The sequence below is a fragment of the Pseudomonas trutticola BRTCR10 genome, from assembly GCF_056155105.1.
The window spans coordinates 4,502,141-4,528,903 of record NZ_CM149552.1 but is presented as its reverse complement, the minus strand read 5'-3'; the positions used below and the strand labels follow the sequence as shown (position 1 = coordinate 4,528,903).

The following is a 26,763-nucleotide window of genomic DNA, read 5'->3' as shown; positions in this document are numbered from 1 at the left end:
AGGCTAAATTTCCCCGCTCGGCTCACGTCCCATCGTTGAACTGTCGACGATTATCGTGAGCCCGACCCATGTCCAATCTGAATGACCTGACTGCCTTGGCCTTGCCTTCGGGCAGCCACTTGGTAGCCGATGCAACCGAAAGCCGTCTGAGCCTGAGCCTGGACGGGCAACCGCTGATTCGCCTACGTCTTGATCGCGAGGCCCAAGGGCCGATCCAGATCGATGAGCGGTTTGCCCTGCCGCCTGTCCAGGCGCTGTGGGCGGCCTGTTATTGGCTGTTTGCGCGCGATCCCGAGTGCCGGCAATTGACCTGGCAACTCGACGAGCCGCCGAGCGAAGCCTTGCTCAGCGGTTTGTTGGTGAGCACTGAAGTGGCCGGTGAATACCGCTGTGAGCGCGGCTTGTTCTGGCAATTGCCACAACCGTGGCTCGGTACTTCGCTGACCGGCAGCTATCCGCAGCAAATGGTCATCAGCAGTGGCAAACGCCATCCGCTGCGCCCGGTCAAACCGCGCGGTGAAGTCTATCGGCGTTTTGATGCGCGGCTGGGGGCGTGGATTTCCTTGCGTACGGTCGAAATCGAAGCAGACCTGCCGCGCTTCAATCGCTGGCAGAACAGCCCGCGAGTGGCCAGTTTCTGGCAAGAAGAGGGCAGCCTCGAAAAGCATCGCGAATACCTGAGCAAACTCGACGCCGATCCGCACACGCTGACCTTGATCGGCTGTTTCGATGATCAGCCATTTGCCTATTTCGAAGCCTATTGGGCCAAGGAAGATCGCATCGCGCCGTTTTACGACGCGGACAATTACGACCGCGGCATTCACATGTTGGTGGGGGAAGAGGATCACCGCGGTCCGCACAAGGTGGCGAGCTGGCTGTCGGCGCTGGTGCATTACCTGTTTCTGGATGACCCGCGTACTCAGCGGGTGGTCGCCGAACCGCGTGCCGACAACGCGAAGATGATCGGCCACATGCAAAATCAGTGCTTCCATTGCGAGAAAGAGTTCGATTTCCCGCACAAGCGTGCGGCGCTGATGATTCTGGGGCGCGAGCGGTTTTTTGATCGCTGCAAACTGGCTTGATGACCAGGCCTCAGGATCTCTGTGATCCTGAGGCCGCCTTCGCGAGCAGGCTCGCTCCCACATTTAACCGCGTTCTTTCAGGAGAAATGCAGTCGTATGTGGGAGCGAGCCTGCTCGCGAATGAGGGCGCCACAACTTCTCTGATTAACGACGACCCATCACCACCGCATCCCGACGACTGCCCGACACCTTGCGGCAGTGCACCAGTGCATCGCGAATCATGAAGTTGACCAGCGTCGGCGAAACCCCCAGTTCCTTGGCGATGTCCTTTTGCGGCACGCCATGCAGGCGGTACATCTCGAACGCATAGCGAGTGCGGCTGGGCAGCTCGGTCAGGGCGTCAGCGATGTTTTCGAGGGTCGAGAAGTTGATGTGCGAGGTTTCTGGTGACGCGCCTTGAATGACCACGTTCAGCCCTTCCTCTTCAGGGCCGGAATACTTCTGTTCCAGCGCCTGTTTGCGGTAGTGATCGATGGCGAGGTTGCGCACGATCTGGAACAGATAACTCAATTGAGCCTTGATCGACGACGTGATCGGTGGCGCCGATTGCAGTCGGAAAAACGCATCCTGCACCACATCTTCGGCGCGTGACCGGCAGCCGGTAATGCGGGCTGCAATCTTGACCAGAATCAGTCGATTGTCGACGAATGCCTGAAGTAGCGGTGAATCGCACCTGCTTGTGGATACTTGTTCCGTCATGGAAATCACCTTGCTGCCAATAGGTTAGTGGGACGCCTGGGGGACGGGGCCGTCCTACACATCGAGCGACAAATTATGTTGAATGATAATGATTGTCAATTGAGAAAGAGAACTAATGCGTCAAATCGGTGCGATGTGAGAACTGCGACACGCCGCCGCACCCCGGCCCCATTGGCGATCCAGCCTGCGGACTAATTATTTCAAGACGTCATCCGTTCTCATTGGTGAATGGTTCCGGCTATAGAGCCCCGGCCAGACAGCATTCCCATGCCTTGCGCGGTCGGCGTAGACCGCGTCCTGCATGCGCTCCACGCCCCTGGATGGGCGTGACGCAGCACCCCGATTCCACTAGCAAGCCGAATTCAGGCAGGAAACCAAATGACCGACGCGTTCGAACTCCCCAGCACCCTGGTCCAAGCCCTCCAGCGCCGCGCGGCCCTGACCCCGGACCGGCTGGCCTTGCGTTTTCTTGCCGAGAACGCAGAGCAGGCTGTGGTACTCAGCTATCGCGAACTGGATCAGCGAGCGCGCACTATCGCCGCCGCGTTGCAGGCCGAAGCCGAATTCGGAGATCGCGCGGTTTTACTGTTCCCCAGCGGTCCGGACTACGTCTCGGCATTCTTCGGTTGCCTGTATGCGGGCGTGATTGCGGTGCCGGCTTATCCGCCGGAATCGGCGCGCCGTCATCACCAGGAGCGTCTGCTGTCGATCATCGCCGACGCCGAACCGCGCCTGCTGCTGACCAGCGCCGACCTGCGCGATGCGTTGCAGCAGATCGAAGGCGCGCCGCCGCTGTTGTGCGTCGACACCCTCGACAACGCACTGGCCGAGCGCTGGATTGAGCCGAGCCTGCCGGCAGAGCACATTGCCTTCCTGCAATACACCTCCGGCTCCACCGCGTTGCCCAAAGGCGTGCAGGTCAGCCACGGCAATCTGGTCGCCAACGAACTGCTGATCCGCCACGGCTTCGGCATCGACGTAAACCCGGATGACGTGATCGTCAGCTGGCTGCCGCTGTACCACGACATGGGTTTGATCGGCGGCCTGCTGCAACCGATTTTCAGCGGCGTGCCGTGCATTCTCATGTCGCCGGCGTACTTCCTTGGCCGGCCGTTGCGCTGGCTCGAAGCAATCAGCCAATACGGCGGCACCATCAGCGGCGGGCCGGATTTCGCTTATCGCTTGTGCAGCGAACGGGTCAGCGAGTCGGCCATGGAGCGTCTCGACCTGAGCCGCTGGCGCGTGGCGTATTCCGGCTCGGAGCCGATTCGTCTGGATACCAATGAGCGTTTCGCCGAAAAATTCGCCGCGTGTGGCTTCAGCGCAGACAGTTTCATGGCGTCCTACGGTTTGGCCGAGGCCACGTTGTTCGTCGCCGGCACGCCACGCGGCAAGGGCATTCCAGCCCTGCGCGTGGACGATCAGGCGCTGGCGCAGAACCGCGCCGAACCCGGCGACGGCAGCCCGATCATGAGTTGCGGCATCAGCCAGCCAGATCACGCGGTGCTGATCGTCGAGCCCGGCAGTCTTGCCGAACTCGCCGACAATGCCGTCGGTGAAGTCTGGGCCAGCGGGCCGAGCATCGCCCTCGGTTACTGGCGCAATCCCGCAGCCAGCGCCAAGACCTTCGTCCAGCACGCCGGCCGTACCTGGCTGCGCACTGGCGACCTGGGGTTCATGCGCGAGGGTGAACTGTTCATCACTGGCCGCCTGAAAGACATGCTCATCGTGCGCGGCCACAACCTGTATCCGCAGGACATCGAGAAGACAGTCGAGAGCGAAGTGGAAGTGGTGCGCAAGGGTCGCGTCGCCGCGTTCGCCGTCACTCAAAACGGCGAAGAGGGCATCGGCATCGCGGCGGAAATCAGCCGCAGCGTGCAGAAAATCCTTGCGCCCGAAGCGTTGATCAAAGCCATCCGTCAGGCAGTCGCCGAGGCATATCAGGAAGCACCGAGCGTCGTGGTGCTGCTCAACCCGGGCGCGTTGCCGAAGACGTCCAGCGGCAAACTGCAGCGTTCGGCCTGCCGCAATCGCCTGGCCGACGGCAGCCTCGACAGCTACGCGGTGTTCCCGAGCGCAGAAGCCACAAGCACCGATTCGACCCTTGAAGCCTCCGAGCTCGAAGCACTGATCGCGAGGATCTGGGCCGAGCAACTCAACGTCAAACAAATCAACGCCGACGATCACTTCTTCCTGCTCGGCGGCAACTCGATCGCCGCCACGCAAGTGATCGCTCGGGTGCGTGAAGAACTCGGTCTGGAGTTGAGCCTGCGTCTGCTGTTCGAGGCTCCGACCCTGTCCGCATTCGCCGCTGCGGTGGCGCAACAGCAACAGGATGGCGGCACTGCCCAAGGCGAGATCAACGCGTTGTCGCGCACGCAAGCGCTGCCGCAATCGCTGGCGCAAAACCGCTTGTGGATCACCTGGCAGCTAGATCCGCAGAGCAGCGCCTACAACATCCCCGGTGGCCTGCGTCTGCGTGGCGAACTGGACGAAGACGCCGTGCGCGCCAGCTTCCAGCAACTGATCGAGCGCCACGAGTCCCTGCGTACGCGCTTCGTCGAACGCGACGGCGTGGCCCTGCAACAGATCGACGCGGCGGCTGAATTCAACCTGCAACTGATCGACATCAGCGACCTGCCGGCCCATGAACGTGAAGCCCGCGCCCAGCAGATTCGCGAGGACGAAGCGCGCACCCAGTTCGACCTGGAAAAAGGCCCGTTGCTGTGGGTGACGCTGATTCGCCTCGACGACGAAGATCATCAACTGTTGGTGACGATGCACCACATCATCGCTGACGGCTGGTCGCTGAACGTATTGATCGACGAGTTCTCGCGTCTGTACGCCGCAGCCTCCCAGGGGCAGCGCGCCGAACTCGCAGCGTTGCCCACCCAGTACGCCGACTACGGCAGTTGGCAGCGCCAATGGCTGGCGCAAGGCGAGGGCGAGCGACAACTGGCGTACTGGAAAGCGCAGTTGGGCGAGGAGCATCCGACGCTGGAACTGGCCACCGATCATCCACGTTCAGCTCAACATAATCACAGCGCCGCACGCCACAGCGTGCGTCTGAGCGTCAGCCTCAGCGAAGCGATCCGCAACACCGCGCAGGCGCATCAAGCCACGCCGTTCATGCTGTTGCTCTCGGCGTTGCAGAGCCTGTTGCACCGCTATAGCGGTCAGCGCGATATCCGCATCGGCGTGCCGAATGCCAACCGTCCGCGCCTGGAAACCCAGGGCCTGATCGGCTTCTTCATCAACACCCAGGTGCTGCGTGCCGACGTCGATGCTCGCCTGCCCTTTGTCGAGCTGCTTGCCCAGACGCGTCAAGCCGCACTCGGCGCCCAGGCCAATCAGGACCTGCCGTTCGAACAGTTGCTCGAAGCGTTCCCGCAGGCCCGCGAACAGGGTCTGTTCCAGGTCATGTTCAACCACCAGCAACGGGACCTGAGTGCGCTCAAGCGCCTGCCGGGTCTGCTCGCCGAAGAACTGCCGTGGCACAGCCGCGAGGCCAAGTTCGACTTGCAATTGCACAGCGAGGAAGATCGCAACGGTCGCCTGACGCTGTCCTTTGACTACGCCGATGAGCTTTTTGATGGAGCGACCATCGAGCGTCTGGCCGAACATTTCAGCAACCTGCTGCGCGATATTTGCGAGCAACCGCAACGTGCCATCGGCGATCTGCAAATACTCACCGCCATCGAGCACGATCAGCAGAAAGACTGGAGCGTCGCCCCGTGCGCGAAAGCTGAGCAATGGCTGCCGGAGCTGCTCAACGAACAAGTCCGCCAGACCCCGGAGCGCACCGCGCTGGTGTGGGCGGGCGGCAGTCTCGATTTCGCCGAATTGCATGCTCAAGCCAACCGTCTGGCGCATTACCTGCGCGACAAAGGCGTCGGCCCGGATGTCTGTGTGGCCATCGCCGCCGAGCGTTCGCCGCAACTGTTGATCGGTTTGCTGGCGATCATCAAGGCTGGCGGCGCTTACGTGCCGCTCGATCCGGATTACCCGGCCGATCGCCTGGCCTACATGCTCAGCGACAGCGGCGTCGAACTGCTGCTGACCCAGACCGAATTGCTCGAGCGCTTGCCGGCCAGTGAAGGCGTCAGCGTTATCGCCATGGACGCGCTGCACCTGGAAAACTGGCCAAGCCAGGCGCCGGGGTTGCACCTGCACGGCGACAACCTCGCCTACGTGATTTACACCTCCGGCTCCACCGGCCAGCCGAAAGGCGTCGGCAACACCCACGCGGCACTGGCCGAGCGTTTGCAATGGATGCAGAACGCTTACCGCCTCGATGAAACCGATGTGCTCATGCAAAAGGCGCCGATCAGTTTCGACGTGTCGGTATGGGAATGCTTCTGGCCGCTGATCACTGGCGCGCGTCTGTTGATTGCCGGTCCCGGTGAACACCGTGATCCGCATCGCATTGCTCAACTGGTTGAGGAATATGGCGTGACCACGCTGCACTTTGTTCCGCCGTTGCTCTCGCTGCTCATCGACGAGCCACTGAGTGCCGAATGCACCAGCCTGCGCCGGGTTTTCTCCGGCGGCGAAGCGTTGCCTGCCGAACTGCGCAACCGCGTGTTGGCGCAACTGCCAGCAGCGCAACTGCACAACCGCTACGGCCCGACCGAAACGGCGATCAACGTCACCCACTGGCAATGCACCAACGCCGATGGCGAACGCTCGCCAATTGGCCGGCCGCTGGGCAACGTGATCTGCCGGGTGCTCGACGCCGATCTCAATCCTGTCCCGGCCGGTGTGCCGGGGGAACTGTGCATCAGCGGTATCGGCCTCGCTCGTGGCTACCTAGGTCGCCCTGCGCTGACCGCCGAACGTTTCGTCGTCGATCCACTGGGCGAGCAGGGCGCGCGTCTGTACCGCACCGGTGACCGTGCGCGCTGGACAGCCGACGGCGTGATCGAATACCTCGGCCGTCTCGATCAGCAGGTCAAACTGCGTGGCTTTCGCGTAGAACCGGAAGAAATCGAAGCGCGCCTGCTGGCTCAGGACGGCGTTGCCCAAGCCGTGGTGCTGGTGCGCGAAACCGCCGCTGGCGCACAACTGATCGGTTACTTCACCGCGACCGATGTCAGCGAAGATCATGACGCGCAAATCGCCCGACTGAAAACCGCACTGGCCGCCGAGCTGCCGGAATACATGGTCCCGGCGCAGCTGATGCGCCTCGACGAAATGCCGCTCAGCCCCAGCGGCAAACTCGACCGTCGCGCTTTGCCCGAGCCGCAATGGCAAGTACGTGAGCACGTCGAACCGGTTAGCGAACTTGAGCAGCAGATCGCCGCGATCTGGCGCGAAGTGCTGGGCCTGGCGCAAGTCGGCCTGCGCGACGACTTCTTCGCCCTTGGCGGCCACTCACTGCTGGCCACGCAAATCATCTCGCGCACCCGCCAGGCTTGCGACGTTGAGCTGCCGTTGCGCGCCCTGTTCGAGCACAGCGAACTCGGTGATTTCGCTGAACAGATCCGTCTGATTCAGGCCAGCGGAAAAACCAACAAGCAGCCACCGATTGAAAAAGTCGACCGCAGCAAACCGGTGCCGCTGTCTTATTCGCAACAACGCATGTGGTTCCTCTGGCAGATGGAACCGGACAGCCCGGCGTACAACGTCGGCGGCATGGCGCGCTTGCGTGGCGTGTTGCATGTCGAGCGTTTCGAGGCGGCGCTGCAAGCGCTGATCCTGCGTCACGAAACCCTGCGCACCACGTTCCCGAGCGTCGACGGCGTTGCCCGTCAGCAGGTGCATGCCGAGACCGGCGTGCGCATGGACTGGAAGGATTTCTCGAAACTGCCGGCCGATCAGCGTGAGCAAAACGTCCAGCAACTGGCCGATGCAGAAGCGCACCTGCCATTCGATCTGGAAACCGGTCCGCTGCTGCGCGCCTGTCTGGTCAAGACTGCCGAGCATGAGCATTACTTTGTCCTGACCCTGCATCACATCGTCACCGAAGGCTGGGCGATGGACATCTTCGCCCGTGAACTCAGCGCGCTCTATGAAGCCTTTGTCGACGACCGCGATTCGCCGCTGGAACCGTTGCCGGTGCAGTACCTCGACTACAGCGTCTGGCAGCGCAACTGGCTGGAATCCGGCGAGCGTCAACGTCAACTCGACTACTGGACCGCGCAACTCGGTCGCGAACATCCGCTGCTGGAATTGCCGGGCGACCGTCCGCGTCCGCCGGTGCAAAGCCATCAGGGCGAACTGTTCCGTTTCGACCTCAGCGATGATCTCGCCGCCCGCGTTCGTGCGTTCAACGCGCAAAACGGTCTGACCCTGTTCATGACCATGACCGCCGCGCTCGCGACCTTGCTTTACCGCTACAGTGGCCAGACCGATCTGCGCATCGGCGCGCCAGTAGCCAACCGGATCCGTCCGGAAAGTGAAGGGCTGATCGGTGCGTTCCTCAATACCCAGGTGCTGCGTTGCCAGCTCGACGGGATGATGTCGGTTGGCGAATTGTTCGAGCAGGTACGTCACACGGTTATCGAAGGCCAGTCTCACCAGGATCTGCCGTTCGATCATCTGGTTGAAGCCTTGCAGCCACCGCGCAGTGCCGCGTACAACCCGTTGTTCCAGGTGATGTGCAACGTGCAGCGCTGGGAGTTCCAGCAGAGCCGCATGCTCGCCGGCATGACCGTCGAGTACCTGGCCAACGATGCGCGGGCGACCAAGTTCGACCTCAACCTGGAAGTCACCGACCTCGACCATCGCCTCGGTTGCTGCCTGACGTACAGCACCGATCTGTTCGACGAACCAACCATCGCACGCATGGCGCGGCATTGGCGCAACTTGCTCGAAGCGTTGATCGCCGATCCGCAGCAGCGCCTCAGCGAACTGCCGCTGCTCGATGCGCCAGAGCAACAACAACTGCTCGACAGCCTCGGCGTCGAACCGGGCGAGCATCGTCTCGATCAGTGCATTCATCACCTGTTTGCCGAGCAAGCACTGGTGCGCAAAGATGCGCCGGCCCTGACCTTCGCTGGCCATACCCTGAGCTACGCCGAACTCGACGCCCGCGCCAATCGTCTGGCCTGGGCTCTGCGTCAGCGTGGCGTCGGCCCGCAAGTGCGGGTCGGACTGGCGTTGGAGCGTTCGCTGGAAATGGTTATCGGCCTGTTGGCGATTCTCAAGGCCGGTGGCGCCTATGTGCCGCTGGACCCGGAATATCCGCTCGACCGTCTGCATTACATGATCGAAGACAGCCGCATCGGTCTGCTGCTCAGTGATCGCGCAATGTTCAAAGCGCTTGGAGACTTGCCGGCAAGCGTGGCGCGCTGGTGCCTGGAGGATGACAGCGCGACACTGGCCGATCACCCAGCCACTGAGCTGCCGTTTATCAGCCTGCCGCAGCATCAGGCCTACCTGATTTACACCTCGGGATCGACTGGCAAACCGAAAGGCGTGGTGGTCTCCCACGGCGAAATTGCCATGCACTGCCAAGCCGTGATCGAGCGTTTCGGCATGCGCCCGGACGACTGCGAACTGCACTTCTATTCGATCAACTTCGATGCCGCGACAGAACGTCTGTTGGTGCCGCTGCTCAGCGGTGCGCAGGTTGTGCTGCGTGCGCAAGGGCAGTGGGACGCGGAAGAAATCTGCGGCTTGATCCGCAACCATCGAATCAATGTGCTCGGCTTCACCCCGAGCTACGGCAGCCAGTTGGCGCAGTTCCTCGCGACGCAAAACGAAATCCTGCCAGTGCGGATGATCATCACCGGCGGCGAAGCGCTGACCGGCGAACATCTGCATCGGATTCGTGCAGCCTTCAAGCCAAGCCTGTTCTTCAACGCCTACGGCCCGACCGAAACCGTGGTCATGCCGCTGGCCAGTCTGGCCCCGGACGTGCTGGAGGAGGGCGCCGGCAGCGTGCCGATCGGCAGCGTGATCGGCGACCGGGTGGCGTACATCCTCGACGCCGACCTGGCGCTGGTCCCGCAAGGTGCGACCGGTGAATTGTTCGTTGGCGGCGCCGGTCTGGCGCAGGCCTACCACGACCGTCCGGGCATTACCGCCGAGCGTTTTGTCGCTGACCCGTTCGCCACCGATGGCGGGCGCATGTACCGCACCGGCGACCTGGTGCGCCAGCGTGCCGATGGCCTGGTGGAATATCTGGGGCGGATCGACCATCAGGTGAAAATCCGTGGCTTCCGTATCGAGTTGGGCGAAATCGAAACTCGTTTGCTCGATCACGCTTCAATCCGCGAAGCCGTGGTGCTGGCGCTGGATGCGCCGAGCGGCAAGCAATTGGTTGGCTACCTCGTCACCGAGATCGCCGAACAAGACGAAACCAGACAAGCCGAACTGCGCGAAGCGCTGAAGTCGCATCTCAAGAGCCAACTGCCGGACTATATGGTGCCGACGCACCTGATCCTGCTGGCGAGCATGCCGCTGACCGCCAACGGCAAACTCGACCGCCGCGCCTTGCCGGCGCCGGATCCGGAGCTCAATCGTCAGGATTACGTGGCACCGAGCAACGAGCTGGAGCAGACCCTGGCACAGATCTGGTGCGAAGTGCTCAACGTCGAGCAGGTCGGCCTCAACGACAATTTCTTCGAACTCGGTGGCGATTCGATTCTGTCGATTCAAGTGGTCAGCCGGGCGCGGCAGCAGGGCATTCATTTCAGCCCGCGTGACCTGTTCCAGCATCAGACGGTGCAGACCCTGGCGGCGGTGGCGAGCCGCAGTGAACAAGTAACGGCCGAGCAAGGACTGGTTGCGGGTGAGTCGCGTCTGACGCCGATCCAGCACTGGTTCTTCGACACTGAAATCCCTGAGCGCCAGCACTGGAATCAGGCGTTGTTGCTGGAGCCGAACGTGGCGCTGGAGCCGCATCGTCTGGAGCAAGCGCTGCTGGCCGTGATTGAACAGCACGACGCCTTGCGTCTGCGCTTCAGCGAGGTCGGCGGAGCATGGCAAGCGACGCATCAACCGCTGTCCGATGCGCCCGTGTTGTGTCAAGTGCGCGTGACCTCGATGGACAAGTGCGAGGCGCTGTTTGCCGATGCTCAACGCAGTCTCGATCTGGAAAACGGCCCGCTGCTGCGTGCCTTGCTGGTCGATGGTCCTGAAGCTCAGCAACGTCTGTTCATCGCCATCCACCACTTGGTGGTCGACGGTGTGTCGTGGCGGGTCTTGCTCGATGATTTGCAAACGGTGTATCGCCAGCTCGACGCCGAACAATCGGTGAAACTGCCGGCGAAAACCAGTGCCTTCAAGGACTGGGCGGCGCGTTTGCAGGCATACGCCGGCAGCGAATCCCTGCGTGAAGAGCTGAGCTGGTGGCAGACGCAACTGGCCGGTCCGAACGCTGATCTGCCTTGCGCAAATTCGCAGGGCGGCCAGCAGAACCGTCACGCGCAAACCGTCAGCGTGCGCCTCGATGCCGAGCGCACCCGACAACTGCTGCAACAGGCGCCGAGCGCTTATCGCACCCAGGTCAACGATCTGTTGCTGACGGCGCTGGCCCGCGTGTTGTGCCGCTGGAGCGGCCGGCCGTCGGCGCTGATTCAACTGGAAGGTCACGGCCGCGAAACCCTGTTCGACGAGATCGACCTGACTCGCACTGTCGGCTGGTTCACCAGCGCTTATCCACTGCGCCTGACCCCGCACAACATCGAAGAAGCCGCCGGGCAGGGCGCTTCGATCAAGGCGATCAAGGAGCAACTGCGCGCGGTGCCGCACAAAGGTCTGGGCTACGGCGTGCTGCGTTATCTGGCCGATGACCTCAGCCGACACAGCATGGCTGCGCTGCCGCATGCGCCGATCACCTTCAACTACCTTGGCCAGTTCGACCAGAGCTTCGGCAGTGATGCGCTGTTCCGTCCGCTCGACGAACCGGTCGGCGCGGCACACGATCCGCAAGCGCCACTGCCAAACGAATTGAGTGTCGACAGTCAGGTCTACGGCGGTGAGCTGCTGCTGCGCTGGACCTTCAGCGCCGAGCGTTATGACACGCAGACCATTAACGATCTGGCCGATGCCTACCTCGGCGAATTGCAGAGCTTGATCGAGCATTGCCTGCAAGATGCGGCCGGTGGTCTGACGCCGTCGGACTTCCCGCTGGCGAAACTGACACAGGCGCAACTCGATGCCTTGCCGGTGCCCGCCGCGCACATCGAGGACGTCTATCCGCTGACGCCGATGCAGGAAGGCATGTTGCTGCACACCTTGCTCGAACCGGGCACAGGCTTGTACTACATGCAGGATCGCTACCGCATCAACAGCGAACTCGACCCCGAGCGTTTCGCTCAGGCGTGGCAAGCGGTGGTCGCCCGTCATGAAGCACTGCGTGCCTCGTTCTGCTGGAACGTTGGCGAAGACATGCTGCAAGTGATTCACACGCCGGGTCGCACGCCGATCGAGTATCTCGACTGGAGCAACGTCAGCGAAGCCGAGCAGGAACCGAAACTGCAAGCATTGCTGAAAAGCGAACGTGAGGCCGGTTTCGATCTGCTCAATCAGGCACCGTTCCACCTGCGTCTGATCAAGGTCGGCGCGGCGCGCTACTGGTTCATGATGAGCAACCACCACATCCTTATCGATGCCTGGTGCCGTTCGCTGCTGATGAACGATTTCTTCGAGATCTACACCGCGCTCGGCGAAGATCGCGAAGCTCAATTGGCCGTACCGCCGCGTTACCGCGATTACATCGGCTGGCTGCAACGCCAGAGCCTGGCCGAGGCGCGTCAGTGGTGGCAGCAGAACCTGCAAGGCTTTGAGCGCACCACGCCGATTCCGAGTGATCGACCGTTCCTGCGTGAACACGCCGGTGAAAGCGGCGGCATGGTCGTCGGCGACCGTTACACCCGACTCAATGTCGAGGACGGCGCCCGTCTGCGCGAACTGGCCCAGGCTCATCAACTGACCATCAACACCTTCGCCCAAGCGGCGTGGGCCTTGGTGCTGCGACGCCTGAGCGGTGATCGCGACGTGCTCTTCGGCGTGACCGTGGCCGGGCGTCCGGTGGAAATGCCGGAGATGCAACGCACCGTCGGCCTGTTCATCAACAGCATTGCGCTGCGAGTGCAGATCCCGGCAGACGATCAGCGCGCCAGTGTGCGGCAGTGGCTCAGTGGTTTGCTCGACAGCAACATGCAACTGCGCGAGTACGAATACCTGCCGCTGGTGAACATCCAGGAACAAAGCGAATTGCCCAAGGGCCAGCCGCTGTTCGACAGCCTGTTCGTGTTCGAAAACGCTCCGGTGGAAGTCTCGGTACTGGACCGTGCGCAAAGCCTTAACGCCACCTCGGATTCGGGCCGTACGCATACCAACTTCCCACTGACGGCGGTGTGCTACCCCGGCGATGACCTCGGTCTGCATCTGTCGTATGACCAGCGTTATTTCGACGAATCGACCATCGAGCGCATGCTCGGCGAGTTCAAGCGCCTGCTGCTGGCGCTGGTCGATGGTTTCCATGGCGACATGGCTGACCTGCCGTTGCTGGGCAGCGAGGAACAGGACTTCCTGCTGCACGGTTGCAATCAGAGTGAGCACGAATATCCGCTGGAGCAGAGCTACGTTGCGCTGTTCGAAGCACAGGTTGCAGCGCATCCGCAACGCATCGCGGCCAGTTGCCTCGATCAGCAACTGAGCTATGCCGAGCTGAATCAAAAAGCCAACCGTCTCGGCCATGCGCTGGTTGCGGCCGGGGTGGAGATGGATCAACCGGTGGCGTTGCTGGCCGAGCGTAACCTCGACCTGCTGGGCATGATCATCGGCAGCTTCAAGGCTGGCGCCGGTTACTTGCCGCTCGATCCGGGGCTGCCGAGTCAGCGTCTGCAACGCATCATCGAGCTGAGTCGCACGCCGGTGCTGGTGTGCAGCGAGGCGTGCCGTGACCAGGCGCAGGCGTTGCTCGATGAGTTCAGCTGTGCCAATCGGCCACGCTTGCTGGTGTGGGAAGAGGTTCAAGCGCAGGCGATCTCGATGCAAAACCCGGGCATCTACAGCGGCCCGGATAACCTCGCCTACGTTATTTACACCTCGGGGTCGACCGGCCTGCCGAAAGGCGTGATGGTCGAGCAGCGCGGCATGCTCAATAACCAGTTGAGCAAAGTGCCGTACCTGAATCTGACGGACGCCGATGTGATCGCGCAGACCGCGTCGCAAAGCTTCGACATTTCGGTCTGGCAGTTCCTCGCCGCGCCGCTGTTTGGTGCGCGGGTCGACATCGTGCCGAACACTATCGCCCACGATCCGCAAGGTCTGCTGGTGCATGTGCAGACCCAAGGCATCACGGTGCTGGAAAGCGTGCCGTCGCTGATTCAAGGCATGCTGGCCTCGGATCGCCTGAGCCTCGACGGTCTGCGCTGGATGTTGCCAACCGGTGAAGCGATGCCGCCGGAACTGGCGCACCAATGGTTGCTGCGTTACCCGGACATCGGTCTGGTCAACGCTTACGGCCCGGCGGAATGTTCGGATGACGTAGCGTTCTACCGTGTCGACATGGCCTCGACGCGCGGCAGCTATCTGCCAATCGGTACGCCGACCGACAACAACTTGCTGTACTTGCTCGATGGCGCGCTGGAACTGGTGCCGTTGGGGGCCGTGGGTGAGTTGTGTGTGGCCGGTACTGGCGTCGGTCGCGGTTATGTCAGCGATCCGTTGCGCACGGCGCCGGTGTTTGTGCCGAACCCGTTCGGTGCGCCGGGCGAGCGTCTCTATCGCACTGGTGACCTGGCGCGTCGCCGTAGCGATGGCGTGCTGGAATACGTCGGTCGGGTCGACCATCAGGTGAAGATTCGCGGTTACCGGATTGAACTGGGTGAAATCGAGGCGCGCCTGCACGAGCAAGCGGAAGTCCGTGATGCCGCGGTCGGTGTTCAGGAGGGCGCCAACGGCAAGCACCTGGTGGGGTATCTGGTCGCCGCTGATTCGGCATTGAATCCAGGTGAACGGCTGGAACGGATCAAGCAGCGCCTGCGCAGCGAATTGCCGGAATACATGGTGCCGCTGCACTGGCTGTGGCTGGATCAGTTGCCGCATAACGCCAACGGCAAACTGGACCGCAAGGCCTTGCCGGTGCTGGAGATCGGTCAGTTGCAGAGCCAGGATTACCTGGCTCCGCGCAACGATCTGGAGCAGACCCTGGCGGGTATCTGGGCCGAGGTTCTGAAAGTCGAGAAAGTCGGTGTGCGCGACAACTTCTTCGAACTGGGCGGACATTCGCTGCTAGCCACACAGATTGCCTCGCGGGTGCAGAAAACCCTGCAACGCGACGTGCCGCTGCGAGCGATGTTCGAGTGCAGCACGGTGGAAGAACTGGCCGAGTACATCAATGGCCTGGCGGCCAGTGATATCACCGAGGAGAAGGTAGATCGCTTGAATGACCTGATGGCGGAGCTGGAGGGCTTGTAATCTCCAGGGTCTTTTCCGGCCGCATCGCTGGCAAGCCAGCTCTCACAGGGATTGAGTGTGTGCACAAATTTTTTGTTTACCGCTGAACCTGTGGGAGGTAGATCGCTTGAATGACCTGATGGCGGAGCTGGAGGGCTTGTAATCTCTAGCGTCTTTTCCGGCCTCATCGCTGGCAAGCCAGCTCCCACAGGGATTGAGTGTGTGCACAAATTTTTTGTTTACCGCTGAACCTGTGGGAGCTGGCTTGCCAGCGATGGCGTCAGTGCGTTCAACACAATTCAACCGGTACATTCACGTACATTTCCAAGGTTGACGATCCAGAACCGGCAGCTCAGTCTGCCGGTTCTCTTTTTTTGTCGCGGGGGTGGTCGATGCCTTTCTTCACGGTGGACGGACAAGCGCTTCATTACATTGATCAAGGCACCGGCCCGGCCGTGCTGCTGGCCGGTAGTTATCTGTGGGATCAGGCCATGTGGGCGCCGCAAATCGCCGCGTTGTCACCGCACTACCGGGTGATTGCGCTGGATCTCTGGGGCCATGGCGAGTCCGCACGCTTGCCGGATGGCACGACATCACTGAATGACATCGCCCGGCAGGCCGAGGCGTTGCTCGATCATCTGGAGATCGACCAGGTCACTCTGGTCGGCCTGTCGGTCGGCGGCATGTGGGGCGTGCGTCTGGCACTCTCGGCTCCACAGCGGGTCAACGGTCTGCTGTTGATGGACACCTATGTCGGCGTAGAGCCCGAACCCACGCGTCAGTATTACTTCTCGCTGTTCAAGCAAATCGAAGAAAGCGGTGAGATCAGCGAGCAGTTGCTCGACATTGTCGTGCCGATTTTCTTCCGCCCGGGCATTGATCCACAGTCGGCGCTTTATCAGGACTTCCGCGCAAAACTGGCGGGTTATTCCGCCGATCGACTGCGTCAAAGCATCGTGCCGATGGGGCGCATCACGTTTGGCCGTGATGATCTGTTGTCGCGTCTGGGCGAGCTGAATGCGGCCACCACGCTAGTGCTGTGCGGTGATCAGGACAAACCACGACCACCGTCGGAGACACAGGAAATGGCGGAGTTGATTGGCTGTCCGTGGGCATTGGTGCCGGAGGCGGGGCATATCTCCAATCTGGAGAATCCGCAGTTTGTGAATGAGGTATTGCTGAAGTTTTTGGCGGACCGCAATCAATAAACTCTTCAGGCACTGCGGCACGCTGCGATCTCTTGATCTTGCTTTTTACGATTAAAAATCAAAAAATCGCAGCCTCGTTTCACTCGACAGCTCCTACAGCGGACTTGTGAACGACGATGAAAACTTGTGGGGCTTTGCCCGCAATGATGTTCGTAAAGGATCTGCTGTGAAGCAATTTTACTGGCGGGATCTCAAGGATCTTGAGGAAAACTGGGTCGGGCTGAGCGTTGAGGTCAAACGCTCGAAGTCGAGCAAACCGCCACTGCATTTGCTCAGTGGCAACAATGCTCGAATGAGGTTGATGCTCAATGACGTCCCGTTGTTCTGGGGCACTATCGCCACTTCGTATTACGGCGCGTGGTTGGTGCGCAACCCTCAGCCCATTCAAGCGGATTCGCCATCCGTCCCCGCTATTGGCTCGGCTGACGTTCAGGAACACTTTGAGTTACCTCCCGACCAGCGCATACGCGGCTGGTGTCGCTACTTCATTAACGAGCTGATGGAGAATCAGGCCGATTTTCTCTACCCCGGCCATTGGGTGGCGCGACCAATGTTGCCCCATGCCGGGCGCAGTAAATCCGGCGATGGCTCAAGTGGCTGGTATTTCTCCACACTACCTGATGCATCCAGTCATTTGCCGAACTGGTACGCACGTGGTGAGGGCATTCTCGATAACGTGCAAGCGCAAACCGTGCATTGGCTCGATTGGGATCTGGGCCATATTATCGGCGTGCATGCGGTGGACCCGCTGGCAGGTCGTCTCAAGTGGTGGCGTAAGAAAGCCAGAGAGGGCAGTTTGCCGCCGGTATTGCTGTGGTACGTGGGAGGGTTGTGCTCATACGTGATTATCGATGGGCACTATCGGTTGCAGGCAGCGCTCGATGAGGATGTCCAACCCACTTTTATTGTCGTGAGCTCCACTGACGCTCGGCAGGTCAAATTGTGCGAAGAGACGCAACAGCGGGTGTTCAGCTCACTGATGATGCAGAACGCGAAAAATCCGGACTTTGATGTACGAACATTGAATCAGGCACTGATCAACACGTTTGACGATCGCCCCTACCATCGCGCGGGCACCCACGCTTGGGCTGGCATTGCGTCAGATCAGCAGTGGGTCGCCGAGGTCACGTCATTCTTGAAGGAACAGGGGACGGCAGACAATCTGGATGACATCGTCGGCCGATGCGAGTGGTAATGGCTCCCGCACCTGATGCAGGAGCCCGTGATCTTTACTTAGGCCCGAGAATCTTTGCCAACTTGTCCGGCGAAGGCGCGCCTTGCTGTTGTTGCAGTTCACCCTTGTCATCCATGTAGAAAATCGCCGGCGTCGCCTGCAATTCCAGGTCTTCCATCAACTGCATGTTTACCGCCAGTTTGCTCTGCACCGCTGCTGGAATGTCCTTCAAGGCTTTGAGCGAACTGCCCTTGCCGGCCTTTTCGTGATCTTCCAGGGCTTTGCTCGGATCCTTGGCCGCCAGCAGTGCGGCGGATTTGCCCGGGCTGTCTTCGCGGATGATGCCCACCATGATGTGCCGCAACTGCACCTTGCCGGATTTGACCCAAGGGCGGGCCTGTTCCCAGAACATGTTGCAATACGGACAGTTCGGATCGCTGAACAGATACACGGTGCGTGGCGCATCCTTATTGCCGTCCTGAATCCAGTTGCTCGCCTCGAACTTGGCCCAGACTTCCTTGGCCAGCGGTGCGTAGACCAGTTTTTGCAACGGCTCGCTGCTCAAGTCTTTGCCGTCGGCATCGTACAGATTGCCCAGTAGCACGTGTTTACCGTCCGGGGTCAGGTACAGCGCCATGCCGCGGTTCTGGTATTGCGCGGCATAACCGCGCAAACCATCCGGTGCGTCGAACTGGCCGACGATTTTTGCGCCCTTGGCTTCGATCTGCTTGATCGCAGCGGGCAGTTCTTCGGCGGCCTGAACCGACGGCAGTTGCAGCAGGGCAGTGCCCAGGGTCAGCGTCAGCAGGTGGCGGAGGCGGGGCATGGCAGTTTCCTTGCAGAGGTGGCCGGTACGGCAGTCGAATCAGGATTCGGGACGTCGAAGTTTTCCAGGGCGCGGGCCAGGCTCGCGTTGGACAACTCGCCCAGGTGGCTGGCCAACAGGCGACCATCAGGGTTATAGAACAGGGTAGTCGGCAATGCCATGGAACCCACGGCCTGGCCCAGTCGACCGCCGCGATCAAACAACACGTTGTTCAGGCTCAGGCCTTGGGTTTCGAGAAAAGTCGCCACGCTCTGCATGCTTTCGGCCTGGTTGACGAACAGGAAGGTCAGGTCCGGGCGTTGCTGCTGGGCATTTTCCAGTACCGGCATTTCACGCCGGCACGGTGGGCACCAGGTCGCCCAAAGGTTGATCACCAGCGGGCCGCCCTGATAGTCGCTGAGCTTGATCGTCTCCCCGGCAGCGTTGCGCAGGTCGATGTTCGGCAGCCGAGTGCCTTGTTCGTAGATGTTCAGCGACAGCGTCGCCAGCAACCAGAACACCACACCACTGGCCACGCCAAACCCCAACGGCCGACGCAAACCCGGACGACGCCAGCCGCGATACAGGGCGGCGAGCAGCAAGACAATCACCCCCGGCCAGGCGAGAAAACCGCCATCGCGCAGGTCAACGATTTGCCATGGATCATTGCGATAGTGGCTCCAGTACAGAGCGACAAACGCAACGCGGGCGGCGAGCATGCCCAGCAGAAACAGGCTGAACAGCGCCGACTCGGGATTATCGCCGCCGCGTTTGGCCACCCGCCAGCCGACGAAGGTCGCCAGTGCCAATGCACTGATCAGCAGCAGGTGGTTAAGCGCGATGGCAAAGGTGCCGAGGGTGAATGTCAGCATCAGTTGGCGTCTCGGGTGGTGGTCCAGCGTTGCAGAAACGTCTCGGCATCGACTTCACCGGTAATGCGCTGGCTGCGTCGTTCCTCGCCGTTGGCGCCGATCCAGACAAAGCTCGGCGGCCCCGGCACTTTGTAACGGCCGAGCAGTTCACGGCTGGCGGCATTGTCGGCGGTGACATCCAGGCGTAGCAGGCGTACGTCGCTCAACGCCTGCATCACCTGGTCCTTGCCGAACACCTGCTTCTCCATGACTTTGCACGACACGCACCAGTCGGCGTAGTAATCGAGCAGGACCCATTGGCCCTGTGCCTTGGCGGTATCGAGTTCGCGTTGCAGCGCTGCGGGGTCGTTGATCGTGATGAACGCGTCATGACCACTGGGTGCAGCGCTGGCGACACGGCCGCCGCTGTAAACCTGCAATGGCTGATACGGATCGTCGCTGCCGCCTGCCGCGCCAATGACAAGCAAGCTGCCCCACAAGCCAAGCAGCAATCCCGTAGCACCGAACAACTGTGCAACACGACCAAAGCCTTCCGACTGTTTCCAGGCGCAATAAGCCGCGATCAACAGCAGGGCGCCGCACAGACCGAGCCACAACGATGGATCGAGCACCGGGCGCAGCATCAGCAAGGCCGTGGCGAGGAAGAGGAAACCGAACACGCCTTTGAGCAGGTTCATCCACTCGCCGGGTTTTGGCAGGAAGCGATTACCGACGGTCACCAGCAACAACAACGGCACACCGATGCCGATCCCCAGCGAGAACAGAATCAACCCGCCGTGCAGGGCGTTGCCACTCTGTGCGATGTACAGCAACGCGCCGGCCAGTGGCGCGGTCATGCACGGGCCGACCAACAGGCCCGACAGCGCGCCGAGTACGCCGGCGCCAATCAGGCTGCCGCCGCTGCGACTGCGCGAGGCATGTTCCAGCCGATCTCGCAGCGCCACCGGCAATTGCAATTCAAAGAAGCCGAACATCGGCAACGCCAGCACCACGAACACGGCCGCGAAGGCACCCAGCAGCCACGGATTTTGCAACCACGCCTGAAGATTGGCTCCAAGCAGCGCGGCAATCACGCCCATCGCCGCATAGACCAGCGCCATACAGATCACATAACTGCCAGCCAAGGCGAAACCTCGGCGAGGCGTCGCGCCACTCCCCACAATCATCCCGGCCAGAATCGGCAGCATCGGCAACGTGCAGGGGGTGAAGGCCAACAGCAGGCCGAGGCCGAAAAACACCAGCAGGCTCCAGCCCAGCGCCCGTTGCTGCAGGCTGCTGGCCAGCGCTTGATCCGGTGCTTCGGCGCCGGCAGCCGGGGTCGCTTTACCGCCCAGGTCAATCACCCGGGTTTGCGGCGGATAACACAGGCCAGCATCGGCGCAGCCTTGATAACTGACTTTGATCTGACCGGTGGCCGCCGCCGGGATTTTCACTTCCAGGCCTTGGCGATAGACCGGTTGTTCGCCGAAAAACTCGTCGCTGTGGGATTCGCCTTCGGGCAAGGCTGGCTGCTGCTCAGCGGCCAGTCCATCGAATTTCAGGCGTTTCTGATACAGGTAATAACCGTCGGCAATCTGCCAGAACAGCTGATTCTCACCGGACTCCAGACGTTCAGAGGTGAGGACGAACGCCTTATCGACCGGCAAGAATTCCGGTTTCGTTTCGAAAGGATTACTTCCCGCCTGGGCCAGGCCCGAGATCAGCAGAGCAAACAAAAGAAAAAAATGACGCATGGAGGAGCCTTGTCCCTGTGCAAGTGAGATGCAGAATGGGTGGCGTCGATTAACCGATAATTAACCCTATCCTACAAGCCCCTCCATGATTGGCCAATCAGTCGCGCAACAAGCCTGGCCAGCGCCCTTCATCAACCTCGTAGGGGCCATGTACACTTGTACCTGAATAGGTCAAGTACTCATTGTTGGTAAGGAAGAAATAGATCCTTGTGGGGTCTGTCACATCATTTGTGACCATTGAGATAATTCGATCTTTAAAACGCGATAAACCGGGCCAGTTGTTTTGGTTGATAGTGTCGCGTGAGATCTTGCCGGTCGTCAGGTTCAGAGAGAGACAATGGCCATCATTCAGAATGAATTGAAACTTTTCGCCTGAAATAGTGGACCCCAGCCAGAAACCTCCGATGATGCGATCGAAATAAGGTAGCAGGCGATACCATATTGATTCTTCAACGCGTTGGAAACCCATGTTCTTGTCGGTGTCCTGGTTGTACCAGTTCACTGTCGGAATTCCATCCTGATAAGAAAACAACCAGAGGATGTCACGATCGTCGAAGAACACGTCTTGCCTGGGGATTCCGGTCGTAGTAAAGCCGAAACGCAAGGTCGTCATATCAGTGAGGGTATCCCAGCCTCCGGCAACCGGTCTCGGATAACCGGAGGGAACTTCATTATCGCCGATATTGAATCGAGAGTAAGTGTTGGTGTCTTTGAAGAAAAAATAGATCCGGTCCTTTCCGGAACGCCAATCCACGGCGACAAAATTTTTTAATGCGGGCATATCTTGATCCTTTAATTTAAATAGGGTGAATGTGTTGCTTTGAGTTGCTCTGCGCTAGCTCTTTCATGAAGTGATTAAGTTGCGCATAATTTCGAGTCAATGGCTGTTATCGATTTTTTTTCGGGCCGGGGAGCCAGTCAATAGAGACGATTTGTTATAGTTTGGATATGTTCTACATATCAATTTTGTGGCTGTTTAAGTTGTCGGTTTTAAATTAATTGATTGGGCTGTTTATATATAGGCGAAAAGTGTTTCTTTATTAGTGAGAGAGGATTGAACGCCCGGTGACTGTGGCTTTTCGCGCCAGGTTTTATGCAGCGGTTTTTATCCCGCCTTCCCGGGAACCTCGGTGACGGCCATAATTGCCGCTTAATCCTCGCCTGCTTCACTCGCCTTTTTATTCACGGAGCACCCATGCACGTACTGGTTTGCGAAGACGACGAGCTGATCGCCAGCGGCATCGTTGCCGGTCTCACGGCTCAGGGGCTGACCGTCGAACACGTCAACACCGCGTCCAAGGCGCGGGCGATGCTCAAGGTTGCCGAGTTTGATGTCATGGTGCTTGATCTCGGCCTGCCCGACGAAGATGGTCTCAAACTGTTGCAGCAGCTGCGCCAGCACGGTCTGGAAATTCCGGTGCTGATTCTGACCGCGCGCGATTCGGTCACCGACCGGGTCGATGGCTTGCAGGCCGGCGCGGATGATTACCTGCTTAAACCGTTCGATCTGCGCGAGCTGTTCGCGCGTCTGCAGACCTTGTTGCGGCGAGTGGCCGGGCGCAGTGTCAACCTGATCGAACACGGCGCGCTGACCTACGATCCGAGCAGCCGCGAAACCACCCTGGCCGGACAACCGGTGGATTTGTCGCGACGTGAGCAATCACTGTTGCAGGCCTTGTTGCACAATCGCGGCCGGGTGCTGTCGACCGAGCAGTTGAAGGACAGCGTCTACGGTTTCAACGATGAGCTGGAAAGCAACGCGTTGAATGTGCATATCCATCACCTGCGCAGCAAACTCGGCAAAGGCATCGTCGAAACCGTACGCGGTCTGGGCTATCGCTTGGGCCCGGCCGATGGTGGAGATCAAGGCAAGTGATGAGCCTGCGACTGCGCCTGAGCCTGACCCTCGGCGCTGCGTTCGCGCTGATCTGGGCGCTGGCGGCAGCCTGGATGCTCAGCGATCTGCGCAACCAGATGATGTTCTCCCTCGACCAGCGTCTGGTGGCGTCGGCGCGCATGGTCGCCGGGCTGCTGGAGCAACTGCCGGCGCTGCCGAGCAAGGGCGAGGGCACCCATTTCAGTGCCGAGCAACTGAACATTCCCGGCGGCATGGCGTGTCAGGTCAGTTCGCTGCGCGGGGAAATTCTTGCCCGCAGTCACAACCATCCCGAACAAGCACTGGAGGCCGAAAAAATGGGCTTTCACGACCAGATGATCGATGGAGCGCCATGGCGCAGCTTCACCCTGGCTCGCGGCGATGTGCGGATCACCACGGCGGATCGGCAAATCGAGCGCGAAGCCCTGAACATGTCGATCCTGCTGGCGGCTTCGGTGCCTGTCGGTGTGGCGCTGCTCGGCTGTCTGTGCCTGCTGTGGCTGGGCATCGGCCAGGGGCTGGCACCGCTCAACCGCCTGCGCGAAGCCTTGATGCGGCGCAATGCCGACTCGCTTGAGCCGTTGCAATTGCAGTCGTTTCCCAGCGAATTGAAGCCGTTGCTCGACACCCAGAATCAACTGTTCCAGCGCATCGGCAAGACCCTTGAACGTGAACGTCGATTGACCGGTGATGCCGCCCACGAATTGCGCAGCCCGCTGACAGCGATCAAGACGCACCTGCAAGTGGCGCGGATGACCGACGGCAGTGCCCGCGATCAGTCGCTGGCGCGGGCCGAGGAAGGCGCCGACCGGCTGCATCGCACGCTTGAACAATTGCTGTTGCTGGCGCGGGTGGAGGGCAGCCTGTCGTTCGACGATGGCTCGCAATGCAGCGCCGAGCAAGTGGCCAGGCTGGCGATTGCCGATGCCACGGGCGGTGAGCGTCTGCGGATCAAGTTGCACCTGCCGCCCGAGCTTTCCACAGCGCCGTTGCACATGCCTGCGGTGCTGTCGATTGCTGCGTTGCGCAATCTGCTTGATAACGCTTTGCGCCATACCCCTGAGGACTGTGCGGTGGAGTTACGTCTGGAAACCATTGGCAACCGCGTACGTTTCGTCGTGCGTGACCATGGCCCGGGCATTGCGCAGGATGATCTGCAGCATCTGACCCAGCGCTTCTGGCGCAACGGCCAGAGCACCGGCTGCGGCCTCGGCCTGGCGATTGTCCAGGCGATCGTCCAGCGTTGCGACTGTGCTCTGCATTTCGACAGCCGCCCGGATGGCTTGCGCGTCGAGCTGACCATGCCGTTGCAAGCCGTCTGAATTCACCACTTTCCCTTGTAGGAGTGAGCCTGCTCGCGATAGCAATCGTTCAGTCCCATGAGTGGGGAATGAACGGACGCTATCGCGAGCAGGCTCACTCCTACAGGGGGGCGCACATCAAATGTAACTTCTCTCCATTGGTTATTCGCTGGCGGTGACGCTAAGGTCAGCGCAGCTTTGACTCAATGGATTGAGGGGACAGCGCCATGGAAGCACCCATCTGTATTCGTCCGGCCGTTCTGGCCGACGTCGGAATCATCAGCCGTATCATCGAACGCTCGATCCGCTTCGGTTGCGCGCTCGATCATCGCAATGACCCCCAACTTGTCAGCGACTGGATCGGTCAGCAGTCCGCCGATTACATCAGTGCCCGGCTGGCCGATCCGCGCTTCTACCTGAGTATCGCCTTGCTGGCGGACAAACCGGTCGGTGTCGGCATGGCTCAGGCCAGTGGTGACATTGTGCTCTGCCACGTTCAACCGGAATTCTTTCGCCGGGGCGCAGGGCGAGCGCTGATGAGCGATCTGCAAGGCTGGCTGCGAGGGCGTGGTGTGTTCCATGCGCACCTGAACAGCACGCGCACCGGGGAAGCGTTTTATCGCCATCTCGGCTACCGCGAATCTGCCCCACGCCTCGTCCATAAAGGCTTGCAGATCCTGCCCATGTCCACGCCACTGGCAATGTCCGGATGATCAGTCGCTCAAGGGGCTAAATCCTCGCCTCGCTTAAGCGTTTCCAGAACAGGAAAACCTGCAAGTGCGCCCCGCAACCGGAATGCGCACCTGTCCGGTGTGCTGTTTTGGTCACAATCCATAGCGAATTGAGGGGTCGAGAGATGTCAGTCGCCACCAGCCTTATCGAAGAGTCATCGGCCCGGGTCAGCTCGGCGCCAGCAGAAACGTTGTACCAGTTCAACGAATCGCCACTGCTGGCCCGTCAGGCCCGGCAGGAATCCAATGCCCGCAGCTATCCGCGCCGCATCCCGCTGGCACTCAAACGCGCCAAGGGTCTGTACGTCGAGGACGTTGAGGGCCGGACCTTCATCGATTGCCTGGCCGGGGCTGGCACGCTGGCACTGGGGCATAACCACCCGGTGGTGATCGAGGCGATCCAGCAGGTGCTGGCCGATGAACTGCCGCTGCACACGCTGGACCTGACCACGCCGGTCAAGGATCAATTTGTCCAGGATCTGTTCGGCCTGCTGCCGCCGGCACTGGCGGCGCAGGCGAAAATCCAGTTCTGTGGCCCGACCGGCACCGATGCTGTCGAAGCCGCGCTGAAACTGGTGCGCACCGCCACCGGGCGCAGCACCGTGCTGTCGTTCTCCGGCGGTTATCACGGCATGAGCCAGGGGGCGTTGAGCCTGATGGGCAGCCTGGGGCCGAAAAAGCCGCTGGGCGCCTTGCTCAGCAGCGGCGTGCAATTCATGCCGTTCCCGTATGACTACCGTTGCCCGTTCGGACTCGGTGGCGAGGCGGGTGTGAAAGCTAACCTGAGCTATCTGGACAACCTGCTCAACGATCCCGAAGCCGGCGTGCAATTGCCGGCGGCGGTGATCGTCGAGGCGGTGCAGGGCGAGGGCGGTGTGATTCCAGCCGACATCGAATGGCTGCGCGGCTTGCGCCGCATCACCGAGAAAGCTGGCGTAGCCTTGATCGTCGATGAGATCCAGAGTGGGTTTGCCCGCACCGGCAAAATGTTCGCCTTTGAGCACGCCGGTATTACGCCGGACGTGGTGGTGCTGTCCAAAGCCATTGGCGGCAGTCTGCCGCTGGCGGTGGTGGTTTATCGCGACTGGCTCGACACCTGGCAACCGGGTGCCCACGCCGGCACGTTCCGTGGCAACCAGATGGCGATGGCCGCCGGTTCCGCCGTGATGCGTTATCTGGTGGAGCACAAGGTTTGCGAGCACGCCGCTGCCATGGGCGAGCGCCTGAGCGAACACCTGTACATCCTGCAGCGCGATTTCCCGCAACTCGGTGATATTCGAGGCCGTGGTTTGATGCTCGGCGTTGAGCTGGTCGATCCAACGGGCACGCCGGATACGCTCGGCCATCCCCCCGCGTTTGCGCGTCTGGCGCCACTGGTGCAGCGCGAATGTCTCAAGCGCGGTCTGATTCTGGAGCTGGGCGGTCGTCATGGTGCTGTGGTGCGATTCCTGCCACCGCTGGTGATCACCGCAGCGGAAATCGACCGCGTCGCCGAGATTTTCGGCCGTGCGTTGGCTGCCGCCACCGCCGCTGTGTAAATTTTTCGCCGCGCCGAACGTTCTTTCTACATACCCGGCTGCATCCGATGTGCAGCCCACCCTTACAACGATGGAGAACCAGCATGACGTCAGTTTTCGACCGCGAGGACATCCTCTTTCAGGTCGTGGTCAACCACGAAGAGCAGTACTCGATCTGGCCGGACTACAAAGCCGTGCCTGAAGGTTGGCGCACCGTGGGCAAAAGCGGCCTGAAGAAGGAGTGCCTGGCCTATATCGAAGAAGTCTGGACCGACATGCGCCCACTGAGCCTGCGCCAGAAAATGGAAGCACAGGCTGCAGTTCAATAAGCTGACCGGCAAAAAGAAACCCGCTGGACTGGTGACAGTCAGCGGGTTTTTTCATGGCTGGAACTTGTGGTGCCTTTTAA

At 60.7% G+C, this 26,763-nt stretch carries 14 protein-coding genes; 9 read left to right on the top strand and 5 right to left on the bottom strand.

The features are described 5' to 3' along the window. Nucleotides 1-68 precede the first annotated feature (68 nt). Nucleotides 69-1,082, top strand: a complete 1,014-nt coding sequence (locus ACVVH8_RS20475) for a GNAT family N-acetyltransferase (protein WP_401299557.1) — start codon at nucleotides 69-71, stop codon at nucleotides 1,080-1,082. Between the two features lie 144 nt (nucleotides 1,083-1,226). On the opposite strand, the gene ACVVH8_RS20470 is transcribed toward ACVVH8_RS20475, so the two are convergent. Continuing rightward, the gene (locus ACVVH8_RS20470; RefSeq protein ID WP_475225993.1) at nucleotides 1,227-1,781 is read right to left on the bottom strand and encodes an RNA polymerase factor sigma-70; all 555 of its coding nucleotides are present in this window, start codon (nucleotides 1,779-1,781) and stop codon (nucleotides 1,227-1,229) included. 378 nt (nucleotides 1,782-2,159) lie between these two features. On the opposite strand from ACVVH8_RS20470, the gene ACVVH8_RS20465 reads away from it, so the two are divergent. From ACVVH8_RS20465 to ACVVH8_RS20455, 3 genes are all read left to right on the top strand, one after another. After that, nucleotides 2,160-15,158, top strand: coding sequence for a non-ribosomal peptide synthetase (locus ACVVH8_RS20465; protein ID WP_475225991.1), 12,999 nt, complete (start codon nucleotides 2,160-2,162; stop codon nucleotides 15,156-15,158). 371 nt (nucleotides 15,159-15,529) lie between these two features. Then, on the top strand, nucleotides 15,530-16,345 hold the full coding sequence (locus ACVVH8_RS20460; protein ID WP_475225989.1) for an alpha/beta fold hydrolase: 816 nt from the start codon (nucleotides 15,530-15,532) through the stop codon (nucleotides 16,343-16,345). Nucleotides 16,346-16,451: 106 nt separating this feature from the next. Continuing rightward, the gene (locus ACVVH8_RS20455) at nucleotides 16,452-17,540 is read left to right on the top strand and encodes a hypothetical protein (RefSeq protein WP_475225986.1); all 1,089 of its coding nucleotides are present in this window, start codon (nucleotides 16,452-16,454) and stop codon (nucleotides 17,538-17,540) included. A 34-nt stretch (nucleotides 17,541-17,574) separates the two neighbouring features. Here the strand turns inward: ACVVH8_RS20455 and dsbG are convergent, their stop codons facing one another. The 4 genes from dsbG to ACVVH8_RS20435 all read right to left on the bottom strand — a co-directional run bounded on the left by dsbG (nucleotide 17,575) and on the right by ACVVH8_RS20435 (nucleotide 21,710). Then, the gene (dsbG, locus tag ACVVH8_RS20450; RefSeq protein ID WP_315445898.1) at nucleotides 17,575-18,345 is read right to left on the bottom strand and encodes a thiol:disulfide interchange protein DsbG; all 771 of its coding nucleotides are present in this window, start codon (nucleotides 18,343-18,345) and stop codon (nucleotides 17,575-17,577) included. After that, entirely contained in the window at nucleotides 18,321-19,196 is an 876-nt protein-coding gene (locus ACVVH8_RS20445; protein ID WP_103304795.1) for a TlpA disulfide reductase family protein, read from the bottom strand. Before ACVVH8_RS20445 ends, dsbG begins: the two co-directional genes overlap by 25 nt. After that, a complete protein-coding gene (dsbD, locus tag ACVVH8_RS20440; protein ID WP_103304796.1) occupies nucleotides 19,196-20,929 on the bottom strand; it encodes a protein-disulfide reductase DsbD in 1,734 nt (577 codons plus the stop codon). The genes ACVVH8_RS20445 and dsbD overlap by 1 nt, the downstream gene beginning before the upstream one ends. 97 nt (nucleotides 20,930-21,026) lie before the next feature. Then, on the bottom strand, nucleotides 21,027-21,710 hold the full coding sequence (locus ACVVH8_RS20435) for a hypothetical protein (RefSeq protein ID WP_475225984.1): 684 nt from the start codon (nucleotides 21,708-21,710) through the stop codon (nucleotides 21,027-21,029). A gap of 414 nt (nucleotides 21,711-22,124) precedes the next feature. On the opposite strand from ACVVH8_RS20435, the gene ACVVH8_RS20430 reads away from it, so the two are divergent. The 5 genes from ACVVH8_RS20430 (at nucleotide 22,125) to ACVVH8_RS20410 (ending at nucleotide 26,683) form a co-directional block, all read left to right on the top strand. Next, on the top strand, nucleotides 22,125-22,805 hold the full coding sequence (locus ACVVH8_RS20430; RefSeq protein ID WP_103304798.1) for a response regulator: 681 nt from the start codon (nucleotides 22,125-22,127) through the stop codon (nucleotides 22,803-22,805). Continuing rightward, nucleotides 22,805-24,127, top strand: a complete 1,323-nt coding sequence (locus tag ACVVH8_RS20425) for an ATP-binding protein (RefSeq protein ID WP_103304799.1) — start codon at nucleotides 22,805-22,807, stop codon at nucleotides 24,125-24,127. The genes ACVVH8_RS20430 and ACVVH8_RS20425 overlap by 1 nt, the downstream gene beginning before the upstream one ends. Nucleotides 24,128-24,333: 206 nt before the next feature. After that, on the top strand, nucleotides 24,334-24,819 hold the full coding sequence (locus tag ACVVH8_RS20420) for a GNAT family N-acetyltransferase (protein WP_103304800.1): 486 nt from the start codon (nucleotides 24,334-24,336) through the stop codon (nucleotides 24,817-24,819). Nucleotides 24,820-24,962: 143 nt separating this feature from the next. Then, nucleotides 24,963-26,375: an aspartate aminotransferase family protein gene (locus ACVVH8_RS20415; RefSeq protein WP_213026173.1), complete on the top strand. Its 1,413-nt coding sequence runs from the start codon at nucleotides 24,963-24,965 to the stop codon at nucleotides 26,373-26,375. A gap of 83 nt (nucleotides 26,376-26,458) precedes the next feature. Continuing rightward, nucleotides 26,459-26,683, top strand: coding sequence for an MbtH family protein (locus ACVVH8_RS20410; protein ID WP_475225981.1), 225 nt, complete (start codon nucleotides 26,459-26,461; stop codon nucleotides 26,681-26,683). The last annotated feature ends 80 nt before the right edge of the window (nucleotides 26,684-26,763 follow it).